Genomic DNA, 17,267 nt, shown 5'->3' with positions numbered 1-17,267 from the left:
CTGTTCGGGAGGATGACATTGACGCCAGCCGGCGACGCTTTTCATTGCGCGGACCTGTGTCCGTGAAGGCCGCCACGATCCGTGATGTGGCCGAGCGCGCGGGCGTGTCCGTGGCTTCGGTTTCGCGCGTTCTGAACGGAGCGGACCCGGTTTCCGATGCCACCCGGGCCCGGGTGCTTGAGGCGACGACAGCGCTGGAATACGTCCCTCACAGCGGCGCACGCAGTCTGTCGACCAGCCGCACCCAGACGGTCGGTGTGATTCTGCCCGACCTGTACGGCGAGTTCTTTTCCGAACTGATCCGCGGCATGGATGTCGCGGCCCGGGTGCATGGCTATCATCTGATCGTCTCCAGCTCGCACGACGACGCTGACGAGGCCTCGGCTGCTATCCGGTCCATGCGCGGTCGGGTCGATGGGCTCATCGTTCTCTCGCCCCATCTCGACGCGGCCAAGCTGACGGCCAGCCTGGCCGGACGTCTGCCGGTCCTTCTGATGAATGGCGGGGCTCGAGACGCCGGTCGCCCGTCGGTGGTCGTCGACAATCATGGTGGAGCCGTCGCCGCCGTTGAACATCTGCTGGCCACGGGCCGCCGGCGGATCGCGCATGTCGCCGGACCTGCCGGAAACATCGAGGCCGAGGCGCGCCTGGCCGGCTATCTTGAGGCGGTGACGCGGGGCGGGCTGACGCCGATCGTGGTCGAGGGGGATTTTACCCAGGCCTCGGGACACAGGGTCGGTGCGATCCTTGCGCGCCATGCGTCACGGCCGGACGCGGTGTTCGCCGCGAACGACATCATGGCGATCGGGGCCATGCTGGCCCTGCAGGAGGCGGGCGTCCGCTGCCCGGAAGACGTCGCCATGGTGGGGTTCGATGACGTGCCCCTCGCGGAGCTTGTTCGCCCCGCCCTGACCACACTCAGAATTCGCATCGTCGACATGGGTCGCAACGCTCTTGAGCGGCTCGTTCGCATCATCGAATCCGCAGGCTCGGACGTCGCCGACACCGCCTGCGAGGTCGTTCGACCCGAACTGGTCGTCCGCCCATCCAGCAAACCGGCGATTCCAACCATCACGCCGCGCGCAGGAGCATCCGCTCCGGTCGTGTCGGACATGACGTCCTTCAAGGGGGAAGACCATAATGTCTAGGCTCAATTCTCGATATCTCGGCGCGGTGTCCGCACTCGCGGTTGCCGTTTCACTAGCCTGCGTCGGGGGGGCTTCGGCCCAGGTGGCATCGTCCACCCTGCGCGGGACCGTCTATGACGGTCAGCAGGCCGAGGCCGGCGGCTCGGTCTCGGCGACGGAAGTCTCCACGGGCTATGTGACCCGCGGGCGCATCGGTCCGGACGGCAACTATGTCCTCTCCGGCCTGCGCCCGGGCAGCTACCGGATCGATGTCACGACAGCGGATGGTCAGACGACTTCGGACACGGTGACCCTGGCCCTGGGCCAGGTCGGAACCCTCGATCTGGACGTCGGCATCATGACCACGGCAAACGCGCCGGAAGGCACGCAGATCGGGGATGTGATCGTCACCGGTCGCCGCGTGTTCGAGGTGCGGACGCCCGAGGTCGCCACCAACGTCAGCCAGGCGCAGATCAACAACCTCCCGCAGATCAGCCGGAACTTCCTGAATTTCGCCGCCCTGGCACCCGGCGTCAGGGTGACCGAGGGTGAGACCGAGCGGACCATTTCCGCCGGTGGTCAGGGCGCATCGGCGATCAACGTCTTCATCGACGGCCAGAACCAGAAATCAACCATCATCGATGGTGGCGTGGCCGGTCAGGACGACAGTCGCGGCAACCCCTTCCCCCAGGCGGGCATTCAGGAATTCCGGGTCATCAGCCAGAATTTCAAGGCGGAATACGAGCAGGCTTCGTCCTCGATCATCACCTCGGTGACCCGCTCGGGGACCAATGAGTTCAGCGGCGACGCCTTCATCACCTACCAGAACCAGGACTGGATCTCGCAGGACCGTTTCGCGCGGGATCGTGGCGATCCCCAGGCGGATCTGAAGCGGGTGCAATATGGCCTGTCGGTGGGCGGTCCGATCATCGAGGACCGGCTGCATTTCTTCGGAGCCTATGAGCGCAAGGACGAGACCCGGTCCAATACCGTCGTCCTGAATCGTGCCGCCTATGCCGGCCTGTTCGGTGCCGACACCGGCAGTTTCGCCGCTCCGTTCGAGGAGGATCTGTTCTTCGGCAAGCTGTCCTGGTCGATTGATGATCGCCAGCGTCTGGACGTCAGCGTGACCTATCGCGACGAGGCGGACATCCGCGATTTCGGCGGCACGAATGCCTATTCGCGAGCCAACCAGATCAATACCGATACCCGCTCTTTGAATATCCGGCACCAGTACAACGGTGACCGTTTCCTGAATGAGATTTCGGTCGATTATTTTGAGTACAACTACAATCCGACGGCGTTGAATTTCTCTGACTACGGGCGTTCGTACGTCATCTTCCGCGATGACAGCGGGGCCCCGGGCTTCCAGTACAATGTCTATAATCGCGAGGACACGGTGTTCAACACCGGTGGGCAGAGCAACAATCAGGATATCCGGCAGCGCAGCTGGACGTTCAAGGACGACCTGACCTTCAGCGACATCGACTGGTTCGGCCTTCACACCCTGAAGATGGGTGTGAAATATTCGATGCAGAACATGTATGTGAACAAGCAGTTCGGCAGGAATCCGCAGTTCATCTTCGACGTCGACGCCCGCCCGGAAATCAACGGCAGCATTGACATCCCGGTCCGGGTCGAACTGGGGGCCTATGTGCCGCCCGCCGACGTCGACAACAATGTGCTCGGCCTGTACGTCCAGGACGACTGGCAGATCAGCGACAAGCTTGAAATCAACCTCGGCCTGCGCTGGGACTATGAGGACAACGCCGTCAACAACGACTACCGGACTCCGGACAGCATCCGGGACATGGTCACGGCCATCCAGAACCTGCCGGGCTACGACTTCCCGTCCTATTTCACCCCGTCAGACTACATCACCGACGGGCGCGACGCCTTCACGGGGGCCTTCCAGCCGCGGATCGGCTTCTCCTATGACGTCTATGGTGACGAGCGGACGGTCATCTTCGGTGGTGCCGGCCGCTATTACGACCGGGTCGGCTTCAACTTCGCCTTCGACGAGCGCTTCAAGCCCTTCCAGTTCAACAAGGAGATCTTTTTCTCCGTGGCGGGCGGGGTGCATGGCGGGGTCAATACCGTGGCCTGGGATCCGAGCTATCTGACACCGGCGGGTCTCGACCCGCTGCTGGCGGCGACGCCGGGCCAGGGTGAGGTGTTCCTGTTGAACAATGACATGGAGCCGCCGCGGACCGATCAGTTCAACTTCGGTGTCCGTCAGAAATACGGACCGTTCCAGACGGCGCTGACTCTCGCCTACGGCAAGACGTCGAACCTGTTCGCCTGGTATATCGCCAACGCCGGGTCGGAGACGGGTGACCGGTTCTCGGGTCCGACCCCGGGATCGGTCGGCTATTCCGAGTTCCGCAACCTGATCTTCTTCGGCAATAACGACGCCGAGCAGACGTTCAAGGCCATGTATCTGACGGTCGACAAGCCGTTCGATACGGTGAGCAACTGGGGTATGTCATTCGCCTACACCCTGTCCGACGCCAAACGGAACGGCAGCCGCGACGGCGGGATCGGTGGTTTCGATTTCGACTATAACCGCCCCGGCCTTTCACCCCAGTTCCCGACCAATCAGGATGAGCGTCACCGGATCGTGGCCTCGGCCATCGTCGGTCTGCCGATGGACTTCCGTCTGTCGGGTCTGCTGACCCTGGGGTCGGGCCTTCCCTTCCATCAGTGGGCCTGCCCGAGAGCGAGCAATCCGGACGTCTGCTGGAACGGCGGTCGGCCCGAGAAGCACAGCTTCATCTTCCAGGACGCCTGGGCCTTCCGTCAGCTGGACCTGCGCCTGACCAAGGAGTTCCAGGTCTGGGGCGGCGACTCCGTCGAGTTCATTTTCGACGCGATCAATGTGTTGAATTTCAAGAACTACAACGGCTTCGAGCAATGCCTCTGTTCGTCCGAGTACGGAGATCCCCGGTCCCAGTACCTGCCGACCAGAAGCTTCCAGGTCGGTCTGCGCTATCGCTGGTAATCCCTGAGCCTGACGGCCGCCCTTCGTCTCCGGACGCGGGGCGGCCGACTTTTCTGTTTTCGTCCTGAATTGCGTATGAGGTTGTGCCCATGGATCGTCGCCGATTTCTGATGGGTTCCGCCGCCACGGCCGGGGCGGTTCCGCTCCTGGTCGGCTGTGTCGACCGTCTCGTCCCGGACGCCGTTGCCGGACCTTCGGTCGATCCTGAAATCGACGAACTGCAATCCCGGACCTTTCGGTGGTTCCGCGATGTCACCCGGGCTGAAAACGGCCTGACTCCCGACCGCTGGCCCAGCGAATCCTTCTCGTCCGTCGCCGCCGTGGGATTCGCCCTGAGCTGCTGGCCGGTCGGCGTGGCTCGGGGCTGGATGACCCGGGCCGAGGCGCGGGAAAGAACCCTGACAACGGTGCGATTTTTCCATGATGCGCCGCAGGGCCCCGAGGCTACGGGGGTGATCGGGTACAAGGGATTCTTCTATCATTTCCTTGACATGGAGACTGGTCATCGCTTTGGCGAGACGGAGTTGTCGACCGTGGATACGGCGCTGCTGTTGGCGGGGATGCTGTTCGCCGCGCGTTGGTTCGACGGCGACCATCCGGACGAGATGGAGATCCGTCGGCGGGTCCAGGCCGTCTATGAGCGGGTCGAGTGGGACTGGGCCGTGGTCCGGCCGGACCGGATCACGATGGGCTGGCATCCGGAGAGCGGATTCATCGAGGCCGACTGGCATGTCTACAACGAGGGCATGATCGTCCTGCTGCTGGCCCTGGGCAGTCCGACCCATCCGGTGGCCCCGTCGGTCTGGAGCGAATGGTGCTCGGTCTATGATCAGAGCTGGACCGATGACTGGGGTCCGGCCCATCTGCATTTCCCGCCGATGTTCGGCCATCAATACAGCCATATGTTCATCGATTTCCGGGGCATAGGCGACGCCTGGATGCGGGCCAAATCCGCCGAAATCGGCCCGTTCGACTATTTCGAAAACAGCCGCCGCGCCGTTCTGGCCCAGCAAAAATACGCCGTCGACAATCCGATGGGCTGGGTCGGTTACGGTGCCGACGTCTGGGGTCTGACGGCCTGCGACGGCCCCGGAGACTTCAAGGCGGTAGTCGCCGGCCGCGAGCGCGAGTTCTTCAGCTATTCGGCGCGGGGACCCGGGACCCGGGACGACGGGACCCTGGCCCCGACGGCGGCAGCGGCCTCCCTGCCGTTCGCACCGGAGGCGGTGACGGCCTGTGTCAAGGCGATGAAGGCGCGCTACGGCGCGGCGATCTACACCGAGCACGGCTTCCTCGATGCCTTCAATCCGACCCTGACCGAGAGCCATCCGGACCTGCTGCACGGCCGCATGGTTCCGGGGGTCGGGTGGGTGGACACTGACTACCTGGGTATCGACCAGGGCCCCATAGTGGTCATGACCGAGAACCATCGATCCGATCTGGTCTGGCGGGCCATGCGGGGTGAGCCGAACCTGATCCGCGGCCTGAAACGGGCCGGATTCACCGGCGGATGGCTGGACGACGCATGACCCTGTACCGGCCGCATCGTCGCGCGACCCTGGGCCTGCTGGCCGGAGGTGGGCTGGCGGCCTGTTCGTCGCACGGAGACGGCCGGACCCATCTGCGTTTCTGGGCCATGGGCAATGAGGGCAGCAATGTTCCGCAATTGACGGCGGCGTTCGAACGTCTGAACCCGGATATCCGGGTCGAGGTCCAGCCTCTGCCGTGGACGGCGGCGCACCAGAAATTGCTGACGGCCTATGCCGGGGATTCCCTGCCGGACGTCAGCCAGGTCGGCAATACCTGGGTCGCGGAGATGGCGGCCATCGGGGCCCTGTCGGCGACGCCACCGGCCGCGGCTGACCTGCTGACCGACCAGTTTCCGGCGGTGCTGGAGACCAATGAGATCGACGGCCGGGCCATGGCCACGCCCTGGTATGTCGATACCCGGCTGATCTTCTACCGGACCGACATGCTGGCCCGGGCGGGCCATGAGGCGGTGCCGCCGACCTGGGCCGAATGGAAACGGGCCATGCACGACGTCAAACGCGTCGCCGGGCCCGGTAACTACGCCATCCTGATGCCGGTCAATGAGTTCGAGCAGTTGCTGACCTTCGGCCTGCAGGGCGACGAGGCCCTGCTGCGCGACGAGGATACACGCGGCAATTTCGCCAGTCCGTCCTTCATCGCCGCCCTGGCCTTCTACAGGAGTCTGTTCGACGAGGGTCTGGCCCCGCTGGTGTCGGCGACCCAGATATCGAACGTCTGGACCGAGTTCGCGCGCGGCTATTTCAGCTTCTATTTCTCGGGTCCCTGGACCATCGGCGACTTCAAGGCGCGCCTGCCGCCGGAAACGAAATGGATGACCACCGGCGTGCCCGGTCCGACCGGCCTGGGGGCCTCGGCTCCGGGCGGTTCGTCTCTGGCCGTGTTCCGCGCCTCGCCGCATCAGGCGGCGGCGTGGAAGCTGGTGCGCTATTTGTCGGAGCCGGCGGTGCAGGCGCGCTTTAACGCCATCACCGGAAGCCTGCCGGCCCGGCAGAGCGCCTGGTCGGCCCCCGCCGTCGCCGGTGATCCCTATATCGCCGCCTTCAAGGGGCAGCTGGCCCGGGCCCGGGCCGTGCCCAAGGTCCCCGAGTGGGAGCGGATCGCCACCGAGATGCAGATCGTCGCCGAACATATGGTGCGGGGTGACTATACGCCCGAGGCCGCCGGGACCGAGATCAACCGGCGTGCCGACCGGCTGCTGGAGAAGCGGCGCTGGATGATCGAACGGGACCGGGCATCATGACGGCTGAACCGGTGACCGCACCCCACAGCGCGACGCGCCGTCGCGAACGGGCGGCCTGGGGCTTCATCGCCCCGGCCCTGATCGCCATCGCGATCTTCTTCGTCGTGCCGGTGGTCTCGGCCATGTTCCTGAGCCTGACCGATTTCGACATCTATGCCCTGGCAGATCTGCGCAATCTGCGCTTCGTCGGCGGCCAGAACTATGAGCGCCTGCTGACCAATCCGCTGTTCTGGGGGGCGATGCGCAACACCGTGGTGTTCGCCATCATCGGCGTGCCCCTGACCATCGCCGCCTCGCTGGGCGCGGCGGTGATCCTGCACGCGCGGGTGGTCAAGTGGCGGCCGATCTGGCGGGTGATGTTCTTCGCCCCCTATGTCACCACCCTGGTGGCCACGGCAGTGCTGTGGAACTACCTGCTGCACACCCGCTATGGCGTGATCAACTGGGCCCTGACCAGTATCGGCCTGCCGGCGGTCGACTGGCTGGGCAGCCCGGCGACCTCGATCCCGGCCATCCTGATGTTCGTGGTCTGGAAGACCTTCGGCTACAATATGCTGATCTTCCTGGCCGTGCTGCAGACGGTGCCGGACGACCTGTATGAGGCCGCCCGGATCGACGGGGCGGGGCCGTGGAAATCGTTCCGCCATGTGACCCTGCCGGCCATCGCCCCGACCCTGCTTCTGGTCAGCATCATCTCGGTGGCGGGCTTCTTCCAGCTGTTCGCCGAACCCTATGTGATGACCCAGGGCGGACCGGCCCAGAGCACGGTGACGGTGCTCTATTTCATGTACGAAGAAGGCTTCAAATGGTGGAACCTGGGTTCCGCCAGCGCCGTCGCCGTCATCCTGTTCCTGTGCATCTTCGCGATCACCATGGTGCAGCTGTGGGTCTCCCGTCGTCTGGGAGCCGAGACATGAGGATCCGCCCGAAGGCCATTCTGCTGAATCTGGCGGTGGCCTTTATCGCCCTGATGGTGCTGTTCCCCCTGGCCTGGATGGTGTCGGTCAGCTTCATGGCGACAGGCGAGGCGGCCAGCTTTCCGCCCCCGTTGCTGCCGAAGGTCTGGACGCTGCAGCACTATCGCGACCTGTTCGTGAACCAGGGCATGGGGCGTTATCTGTGGAACAGTCTTGCCCTGGCGACCCTCGCCACGATGCTGGCCCTGGGGTTCACCGTGCCGGCCGGATATGCCTTCGCCAAACTGGCGTTCAAGGGGCGGGACCGGCTGTTCCAGCTGATGATCGGGGCCCTGGTCATCCCGGCCCAGATTGGCACCCTGCCGCTGTTCCTGATGCTGAAATCGGTCGGTCTGGTGAACACCTATGCCGGGGCGCTGGTGCCGTGGCTGGCCTCGATCTTCGGCCTGTTTCTGGTGCGGCAGTACGCCTTGTCGATCCCCGACGAAATGCTGGAGGCGGCGCGGATCGACGGAGCCAGCGAAGGTCAGATCTTCCGGCGCGTGGTGCTGCCGACGCTGCAGCCGATCGTGGTGACCTTGGGGTTGTTCGTCTTCCTGGGCAGCTGGAACGACTTCCTGTGGCCGTTGATCGTGCTGACTGACCAGTCCAACTACACCTTGCCGGTGGCTCTGGCGGCCCTGTCGCGCGAGCATGTCCAGGACATCGAAATGATGATGGCCGGGGCAGTAATCACCGTGGCCCCGGTGCTGATCCTGTTCCTGGCCCTGCAACGCTACTACATCCGCGGCATGCTCGCGGGCAGTGTGAAGGGCTAGGGCTGACATGGCGATCCTGCGCATTCTGAGCGGCCTGCTGCTGGCCCTGATCCTGGCCGGAACGGCCCGGGCCCAGACGGTGGAGACGCTCGATTCCTTCGACTCCCTGACCCCGTGGAGCGCCGATGCCTCGACCGATGTGTCGTCGACGATCACGGCGGTACCGGGCCATGACGGCCGGGCGATGCGGCTCACCTATGACTTTAACGGCCGCTCGGGTTATGCCTTCGCTGCTCGCGCCATTGATCTGAATGTTATAGACAATTACGAAATCAGTTTCTGGCTTCGCGGCGCGATGCGACCCAATACGCTGGAGATCAAATTCGTCGATGCCTCGGGCGAGAACGTCCACTGGCGACGGGTCGAACGCTTCGAGGCGAACGGCGACTGGACCCGCTATACGATCAAGAAGCGCCAGATCGTCCGAGCCTGGGGACCCGACCCGGACCCTGCCTTCCGCGGGGCCGCGCGCATCGAATTCGTGGTCACGGCCGGGGAGGGCGGACAGGGGTTCATCGAGCTGGACCAGCTGGAATTTCATGCCCTGCCGCCCGAACCCGACAGCCCGCCCCGGCCGGTCGCCACCGCCTCGAGCGAGGCCGGCAATGCCATGGCCCCGGCGAGCGTGGACGATGACCCGGACACCGCATGGCGAACGGACGCCACGGGCCGTCAATGGTTGATTTTCGACCTTGGATACGAACGGGAGTTCGGCGGCCTGACCCTGCGCTGGGCCGAGGGACAGGCGGCGTCCGACTATGCGGTTCTGGCCTCGCCCGACAGGCATGACTGGCACGAACTGGCCCGGGTGAGGGATGGCGACGGCGGCACAGACTGGCTGCGGCTGCCGGAAACCGCAGCGCGGTATCTGAGGCTGGACCTGAAGGGCGGACCCGGTTCGGGCTACGGACTGAAATCGGTTGAAATCGAGTCGCTGGCGTTCGGGGCCACGGCCACCGCCTTCGTCACTGCCGTGGCCGGGGAGAGCCGTCGCGGCCTCTATCCGCGCGGCTTCGTCGGGGAGCAACCCTACTGGACCCTGGTCGGGGTCGACGGCGGCGGCGAGAGCGGACTGATCGGCGAGGACGGGGCCATTGAACTGCGGCGCGGCGGCCCGTCGATCGAGCCCTTCGTGCTGGACAACGGACGGCTGGTGACCTGGGCCGATGTGCAGATCAGCCAGGGCCTGCAGGACGACGACCTGCCGATCCCGACGGTCACCTGGACGGGCGAGGGGTGGACCCTGGCCGTCACCGCCTTCGCCGAGGGCACGCCGGATCAGGCGCAGCTGTACGGGCAATATGTCCTGACCAATACCTCGAACCGGATGCGGACCCTGACTCTGGCGCTGATGGCGCGGCCGTTCCAGGTCAATGGCCCGGCACAGTTTCTGGCCATCCCGGGCGGGGTCGGGCCGATCGAACAGATCGACTGGAACGGTGCCACCCTGGTGCTCAATGACGCCATCCGCATCAGCAGCCTTGCAGCACCAGACGGGGTGGCGCTGAGCCCGTTCGAGAGCGGGGCGGACCCGCAAAGCCTGCTGGCTGCTGCCGAACGACGAGGTGCCCCGTCGGGACGCCATGTCGAGTCCGATTCCGGAACGCTTATGGCCGGTGGCCTGCTGTACGACGCAACCCTGCAGCCGGGGGAGGCCCGGACATTCGGCCTTGTGGCCCGACTGGCCGGTCCGACCCCGGACATCGCACCGGTCGCCGATGTCGCCGCCGCGCTGGACGCCGCCCGAAACCGCGTCGCCGCCGCCTGGCGCGAAAAATTGGACCGGGTCGATCTGATCCTGCCACTCGAGGCCCAGCGGATCGAGGATGTGATGCGCTCGTCCCTGGCCCAGATCCTGATGTCGCGGCAGGGGCCGATCCTGCAGCCGGGCACGCGCAGCTATAACCGCAGCTGGATCCGTGACGGGGCGATGATGGCCGAGGGGCTGGACCGGCTGGGTCATGCCGAACTGTCGGCCGACTATCTGCGCTGGTTCGCGCCGCTGGTGTTCGACAACGGCAAGGTGCCGTGCTGCGCCGATGCGCGCGGGGCGGATCCGGTGCCCGAGAATGACAGCCACGGCGAGTTCATCTTCCTGGCCGCCGAGACCTATCGCTACACCCATGACGAGACCCTGCTGCGGGCGGTCTGGCCGCAGGTGCAGGCGGCGGTCGCCTATATGGACGGGCTGCGGGCCTCGACCCGCACGGCCGAATTCCAGACCGCAGCCAAACACCACCTGTTCGGCCTGCTGCCGCCGACCATCAGCCATGAGGGCTATTCCGACCGGCCCGCCTACAGCTACTGGGACGACTTCTGGGGGCTGCGCGGCTATGGCGACGCGGTGTTCATCGCCGAGTCCCTGGGCGATCCGGTGGCGGCGGCCCGCATCCGGGCGTCGGAGGCCGAGTTCCGCGCCGACCTGATGGCCTCGATCACGGCCACGGCGCGGGTGCACGGGATCGACTGGATCGCCGGAGCGGCGGACCGGGGTGATTTCGATGCCACCTCGACCACCATCGCCCTGTCGCCCGGCGACTTGATCGATGACCTGCCGCAGGACCTGCTGACCGGGACCTTCGACAAATGGTGGGCCAATTTCACCGCGCGGCAGGAAAACCGCATCGGCTGGAGCGACTACACCCCGTATGAGCTGCGCAATGTCGGGGCCCTGGTGCGACTGGGACGGCGCGAGGCGGCGCTGCGGGCGCTGGACTTCTATTTTGCCGACATGCGGCCGGCGGCCTGGAACGGCTGGGCCGAGGTGGTGGGCCGCGACGCGCGCGAGCCGCGCTTCATCGGCGACATGCCCCACGCCTGGATCAGTTCGGACTTTATCCGCTCGGCCCTGGACCTGCTGGTCTATGAGCGCGACCGCGATCATGCCCTGGTGCTGGCGGCCGGGGTGCCGAGCCGCTGGCTGGAGGCGGAGACGGGGGTCGGGGTTCGCGGCGTGCGCACCGCCTGGGGGCCGGTCGGCTATCGCTTCCGGCGTGAGGGCGGAACCTATGTGCTGACGATCGAACCGGGCGCGACTCCGCCGGGCGGCTATGTCGTGCTGTGGCCGTCGGGTGAGACGCCCCCGGCAAGGGTGACGATCGACGGTCGGTCGGCGACCTGGTCAGGATCCGTGCTGTCCATTCCGGCCGGGGCCCGTCGCATCGAGATGCGCTGAGACGTCAGAGGCGTCGGAAGGCGTTGCCGTCGGGGTCGAACAGATGCGCCTGGTCGGGCGCGATATGCAGGGTCAGTGTATCCCCGGTGCCCGGCCGAACGTCCCCGGGCAGCTGGACCGTCAGCGTGTCCGGCTGACCCGGACAGTCGAGATAGGCGAAGGTCGCATTGCCGAGGGTCTCGACGAAGGTGGCGACGGCGGTGATCGTCGCGCCGCTGCCGGCCAGGGTCAGTTGTTCGGGGCGAATCCCCACGGTGACCTTGTCGCCGGCCCGAGCTCCTGAGGCGTCAACCGCGACCCGGATGGTGCTGCCGGCGGCGGTGCGGACCGTGGCCGATGTGGCCGATCCTTCCACCAGTTCGGCGGCGATCAGGTTCATCTTCGGACTGCCGATGAACTGGGCGACGAACAGGTTCCGCGGGTGTTCGTACAGGGCCATGGGCGCGCCGACCTGTTCGATGTGACCGGCGTTCAGCACGACGATGCGGTCGGCCAGGGTCATGGCCTCGATCTGGTCGTGGGTGACATAGACCATGGTCGTGTTCAGCTCCTCATGGAGCCGGGCGAACTCGTAACGCATCTTCACGCGCAGGGCGGCGTCGAGGTTCGACAGGGGCTCGTCGAACAGGAAGACCTGCGGTTCGCGCACGATGGCCCGGCCGATGGCGACCCGCTGGCGCTGGCCGCCGGACAGGGCCTTGGGCTTGCGGTCGAGATAGTCGGTGATGTTGAGCACGGTCGCGGCGGCGCGCACCCGGCGGTCGATCTCGGCCTTGTCGGCCCTGGCCACCGTCAGGCCGAAGGCCATGTTCTGGTAGACGCTCATATGCGGATAGAGGGCGTAGGACTGGAACACCATGGCGATGCCCCGATCGGACGGGGACAGGTCATTGACCACCCGGTCGCCGATGCTGATCGTGCCGGCGCTGACCTCTTCCAGGCCGGCGATGGCGCGCAGCAGGGTCGACTTGCCGCAACCGGAGGGGCCGACGAAGACGACGAACTCACCGTCGGCGATGTCGAGGTCGATGCCGTGCAGCACCTCGGTCTTGCCGAAGCTCTTCTTCACCCCGGTCAGCCGGACGTCCGCCATGCTTGAAGTCCTGATCAATTCCCGGGAGCCACCGTAACCGGTTACAGGGGCAGATCAATGGGCGGGACCCCGACCGGGTCAGCGCGCCGTATAGCCGCCGTCGATGACCAGTTCCGATCCGGTGACGAATTTGGCCTCGTCCGACGCCAGGTAGACGGCCCCCCAGGCGATGTCGTCAGGCTCGCCCATATGACCGAGGGGATGCAGGGCGGCGGTGGCGGCGCGCGCGGCCTCGGGATCGCCCGTGGTCTGCAGATGATGCTCGACCATCGGCGTCCAGATGAAGCCGGGATGGATCGAGTTCACGCGGATCCTGTCGGGCGCGTAGATCAGGGCGTCGGTCTTGCTCATCAGCCGCACCGCCCCCTTGGAGGCATGGTAGGGCGGGACGTCGGGGCCGCCGACCAGGCCATAGATCGAGGACAGGTTGATGATGCTGCCGCCGCCGGCCCGGCGCAGCAGGGGGATGGCGTGTTTGGTGCAGAAGAAGACGCCCTTGACGTTGATCGCCTGGACCCAGTCCCACTCCGCCTCGGTGATCTCGTGGGTCGGCTTGTTGACCCCCGCCACGCCGGCATTGTTGACGACGATGTCCAGCCGCCCGAAATGGTCGGCGACCTCGGCGAAGACCCGGGTGACGGTCTTTTCGTCGGAGACATCACAGGTCCAGCCCCGGGCCCGGTGACCGGCGGCGGTCAGGTCGGCGACCAGGGCGTCGGTGTCAGACTCCAGCAGATCCAGCACAGCGACGGCGGCCCCTTGCTCGGCCATGCGGGTGGCGATGGCGCGGCCCAGCCCCAGGGCGCCCCCGGTCACGACGGCGACCTTGTCTTTCAGGCGGTTCATCACGGCCTCCTCTCGTTTGTACGGTAAGCGTCGAAGGTGGGCGTCGATGGCCGGGTCCGCATTGACCCGTGTCAATCGTCGTGCGCGAACCGGAATTGACGCCACGGGTCCGAGCGGGAAGGGTGCCAGAGCAACGGCGACGCTTTATGGCCTTTCGGCAGACCCAAGTGATGATCGAAGACACGGACGACGACAGGGCTTCGGGGCGGGACCAGAGACAGTGGCTGCGATGGGCCGGTCCGGTTGTCGGCACCGTTGTCTTCCTGGTGGCGGCCGTCGTCATCAGCGGCGAACTGCGGCAGGTCAGCTGGCGCGAGGTCGAGGCGGCCGCGACCGCCACGCCCCTGACGTCCATGGTTCTGGCCCTGACCGCCCTGGTCGTCAGTCTCGGCGCGGCCTCGAGTTTCGACAGGCTGGCCCTGGCCTCGCTGGGACGGTCGGCAAGCTGGCGCAAAACCTGGCAGCCGTCGATGCTGGCCTTCGCCCTGGCCAATGCCGGAGCCCCGGGCCTGGCCCTGGCGGGCGGGATCCGCTTTCGCGCCTATCAGGCGGACAGATTATCGGGGGCTGACGTCGCCCTGGTCAGCGCGCTGTCAGCCATTGTCGGGTTGATCGGCGGGCTGGTGCTGGTCAGTCTGGCCGCCGCCGGGGCGCTGAGCGATATCGCCGCTCAGGCCCATCTGCCGCACTGGGTCGGGCTGTTGATGGCCATCTTCGGTCTCAAGATTCTGGCGGCCTATCTGCTGGCCCCGCGTGCGGGCTGGCTGCGGCGCTTCCTGCCCGACCGCAGGACGCGCAGCGTGATCGTCCTGGCCAGTGCCGCGGAATGGATGGCGGCGGCGACGATCCTGTATGTCCTCCTGCCTGCGGCCAGCCGGGGCGACCTGCTCCACTATCTGCCGGTATTCGGCATGGCTGGTCTGCTCGGGGCCCTGAGCGGTCTTCCCGGCGGGCTGGGTGCGTTTGACGCCATCATGATCGCAGCTCTGGGGCCGCGTGTCGGGACCGCAGACGTGGTCGGGGCCCTGTTGCTGTATCGGCTGGTCTATGTGGTCGGACCGTTGCTGCTGGCCGGTGTCCTGACCGTGGCTATCGGCCTGCGGGCACACGGACGTTCGCCGGCCGGCGGGCGCGCCATGGAGGCCGGTGAAGCTGTGTGGCGCGAGGTCGCGCCGTCACTGTTTGCCATGCTGACCTTTGCCGCAGGGATCGTGACCCTGTTGTCGGTGGTGACGCCGGACGGGGCCGGGCGACTGAAGATGCTGGCCCGGCTGGCCCCGGAGGGGTTGATCAATCTGTCCCATTTCGCCGCCAGTCTGGCCGGGGTGTTCCTGCTGTTTCTGGCCTTCGGCCTGCTGGGGCGGCTGCGCCGGGCCTGGTGGGCCACGGTGATCACCCTCGTCACCGCAGCCCTGGCCTGTCTGCTCAAGGGGCTGGGGTTCCAGGAGTTTCTGTTCCTCGGGGCCGTCGCCGGCCTGCTGACCTTCAGCCGCGGAGCCTTCCATCGCGATGCCGGACTGCGCTCGGCTCCGATGAGTCCGGGATCGGTGGTGGCCATTGTGGTCGTTCTGGCCGCGGCGGGCTGGCTGGGCCTGTTCGCCTATCAGAACGTCGCCTATCGCGATGACCTCTGGTGGACCTTCCTGACGGAACAGAATGCCCCCCGTTTCCTGCGGGCCGCCGTGGGGGCAGCGACCCTGGCCGTGCTGATCTTCGCCTGGCGGCTGACGCGACCGGCCGCGGCGGAAACCCTGCGTCCGACGGTCGCTGACCTGGAGCGGGTCACCGCCATTCTGGCCACTTCAGACCAGGCCTCGCCCGAGGCCAATCTGGCGTTTCTGGGCGACAAGTCCCTGATGTTCAGCGAGAGCGGCCACAGCTTCGTGCAGTATGGAGTCCGGGGGCGTGCCTTCGTCGCCATGGGTGAGCCGGTCGGGCCGCGCGACGACCGCAAGGCGGCGATCTGGGCTTTCCGGGAACTGTGCGACCGGCACGGCGCGCGGACGGTCTTCTATTCGGTCAGTCGCGACAGCCTGCCCGATTTTATCGACTGCGGCCTGGTCGCTTCAAAGATCGGCGAGACGGCGATCGTCGAGCTGGAGAATTTCACCCTGGAAGGGCCTGTACGGGCCCCGCTGCGTCATGCGGTCAATCGCGGCCAGCGCGACGGGGCCGAATTCGCCATCGTGCCGCCGGAAGGTTTTGACGCCATCGCCGATGCATTGCAGCAGGTTTCCGACGCCTGGCTGGCCATGCATCAGGGCGTCGAGAAGGGCTTCAGTCTCGGTCGGTTCGACCGCGACTATCTGCGGCGCTTCCCGACCGCGGTGCTGCGCAAGGACGGGGCGATCGTCGCCTTCGCCAACCTGTGGTGCACGCCGGACGGCCATACGGTCTCGATCGACCTGATGCGATATGGAACCGGCGCGCCGAAGAACAGTATGGAACTGCTGTTCATCCATCTGATGCGGTGGGGCAAGGCGCAGGGGTTCAAGGCGTTCGACATGGGCATGGCCCCGCTGTCCGGGCTCGATTCCCATCGGCTGGCCCCGTCGGTCGCCCGTCTGGGCAGTTTCGTCTATGCCGAGGGCGGCAGCCTGTACGGGTTCGAGGGGCTGCGGGCCTTCAAGCAGAAATTCAATCCGCGCTGGGACCCGGTCTATATCGCCGCCCCCACCAGCTGGATGCTGGGCCCGGCCCTGGCCGACGCCGCCCTGCTGTCCAGTGGGGGGCTGATGGGGGCGCTTCGCTAGCCGGCGTCGGCCGGGGGCGGCATCTGTTGCACCAGTCGGGTGAGCAGGGCGATCTGCTCCTCCTGTTTGCGCAGCATGGTCTCGATGTCCTGGGTGCGCAGTTGATCCAGCTTGTCGTGCAGGGCCATGATCTCGATCTCGGCCTTGAGGTTGACCTCATAGTCGTGGGCGGCGTCGTAGCGGTCTTTCACTCCCTGTCGGTTCTGGCTCATCATGATCACCGGGGCCTGGATCGCCGCGAGCATCGACAGGATCAGGTTGAGGAAGATGAAGGGGTAGGGATCGAAGGCGCTGCGCAGCAGCAGCAGGTTCAGTCCCACCCACAGCGCCAGGAAGGTGCCGAACCCCATGATGAAGGTCCAGGACCCGCCGAACGAGGCGACCTGGTCGGCCAGTCTCTGACCGAAGGTGAGCTTGTCGTCGAAACTGAGATTGGTGTTGCTGGACACGGTGTCGCGCGTGGCCGCGCGGCGCAGGACCCGGCGCTCGCGTTCGCTGAGCGCTTCCGGGGCCTTGGCGAACCAGCGGTGTGCGGCCTGGGTGAGGTCAACGGGGGTCGGGTCAGACATGTGGGGCTCCATCACGCCGCAGGCGTTGGTCGAGACACGAGACTAGCGAGCGGAAACCGGAGAATGCAGCGTTTTTTGTGCAGGCGCGACGGGAGGGCGGCCACCGGCCCGGGACCGGCAATCGCCGCGTCATCCGGTTGATTGCGCCGCGGGCAGAGCGCAATCTGCGGTGGTCAA

Annotated in this window: 11 protein-coding genes; 8 read left to right on the top strand and 3 right to left on the bottom strand. The window is 66.2% G+C overall.

Annotation, left to right across the window (positions count from 1 at the left end):
• The first annotated feature begins 62 nt into the window (after window positions 1-62).
• The 7 genes from PSV00_RS13330 (at window position 63) to PSV00_RS13300 (ending at window position 11,829) form a co-directional block, all read left to right on the top strand.
• Window positions 63-1,148 (top strand): LacI family DNA-binding transcriptional regulator, encoded by a 1,086-nt coding sequence (locus PSV00_RS13330; RefSeq protein ID WP_300448057.1) that lies wholly within the window; start codon window positions 63-65, stop codon window positions 1,146-1,148.
• A gap of 82 nt (window positions 1,149-1,230) precedes the next feature.
• Entirely contained in the window at window positions 1,231-4,128 is a 2,898-nt protein-coding gene (locus PSV00_RS13325; protein ID WP_300448054.1) for a TonB-dependent receptor, read from the top strand.
• A gap of 89 nt (window positions 4,129-4,217) precedes the next feature.
• Window positions 4,218-5,657, top strand: coding sequence for a glucoamylase family protein (locus PSV00_RS13320; RefSeq protein WP_300448051.1), 1,440 nt, complete (start codon window positions 4,218-4,220; stop codon window positions 5,655-5,657).
• Window positions 5,639-6,919 (top strand): sugar ABC transporter substrate-binding protein, encoded by a 1,281-nt coding sequence (locus PSV00_RS13315; protein ID WP_300448049.1) that lies wholly within the window; start codon window positions 5,639-5,641, stop codon window positions 6,917-6,919. The genes PSV00_RS13320 and PSV00_RS13315 overlap by 19 nt, the downstream gene beginning before the upstream one ends.
• Window positions 6,916-7,836, top strand: a complete 921-nt coding sequence (locus tag PSV00_RS13310; protein WP_300448047.1) for a sugar ABC transporter permease — start codon at window positions 6,916-6,918, stop codon at window positions 7,834-7,836. The genes PSV00_RS13315 and PSV00_RS13310 overlap by 4 nt, the downstream gene beginning before the upstream one ends.
• Window positions 7,833-8,654 carry a carbohydrate ABC transporter permease gene (locus PSV00_RS13305; RefSeq protein ID WP_300448045.1) on the top strand — a complete coding sequence of 274 codons (822 nt, stop codon included), beginning with the start codon at window positions 7,833-7,835 and terminating at the stop codon, window positions 8,652-8,654. The genes PSV00_RS13310 and PSV00_RS13305 overlap by 4 nt, the downstream gene beginning before the upstream one ends.
• Window positions 8,655-8,661: 7 nt before the next feature.
• Window positions 8,662-11,829, top strand: coding sequence for a discoidin domain-containing protein (locus PSV00_RS13300; RefSeq protein WP_300448043.1), 3,168 nt, complete (start codon window positions 8,662-8,664; stop codon window positions 11,827-11,829).
• A 4-nt stretch (window positions 11,830-11,833) separates the two neighbouring features.
• On the opposite strand, the gene ugpC is transcribed toward PSV00_RS13300, so the two are convergent.
• Window positions 11,834-12,922: a sn-glycerol-3-phosphate ABC transporter ATP-binding protein UgpC gene (ugpC, locus tag PSV00_RS13295; RefSeq protein WP_300448041.1), complete on the bottom strand. Its 1,089-nt coding sequence runs from the start codon at window positions 12,920-12,922 to the stop codon at window positions 11,834-11,836.
• Window positions 12,923-13,000: 78 nt separating this feature from the next.
• Entirely contained in the window at window positions 13,001-13,768 is a 768-nt protein-coding gene (locus PSV00_RS13290) for a glucose 1-dehydrogenase (protein WP_300448039.1), read from the bottom strand.
• 170 nt (window positions 13,769-13,938) lie between these two features.
• Between PSV00_RS13290 and mprF the strand changes: the two genes are divergently transcribed.
• Window positions 13,939-16,521 (top strand): bifunctional lysylphosphatidylglycerol flippase/synthetase MprF, encoded by a 2,583-nt coding sequence (gene mprF / locus PSV00_RS13285; RefSeq protein ID WP_300448037.1) that lies wholly within the window; start codon window positions 13,939-13,941, stop codon window positions 16,519-16,521.
• Here mprF and PSV00_RS13280 read toward each other — a convergent pair.
• The gene (locus PSV00_RS13280; protein WP_300448034.1) at window positions 16,518-17,090 is read right to left on the bottom strand and encodes a DUF1003 domain-containing protein; all 573 of its coding nucleotides are present in this window, start codon (window positions 17,088-17,090) and stop codon (window positions 16,518-16,520) included. The genes mprF and PSV00_RS13280 overlap by 4 nt on opposite strands.
• Between the last annotated feature and the right edge of the window lie 177 nt (window positions 17,091-17,267).

This window comes from Brevundimonas sp. (genome assembly GCF_029945885.1).
GTDB lineage: Bacteria > Pseudomonadota > Alphaproteobacteria > Caulobacterales > Caulobacteraceae > Brevundimonas.
This window is presented reverse-complemented; position numbering and strand designations above follow the sequence as displayed.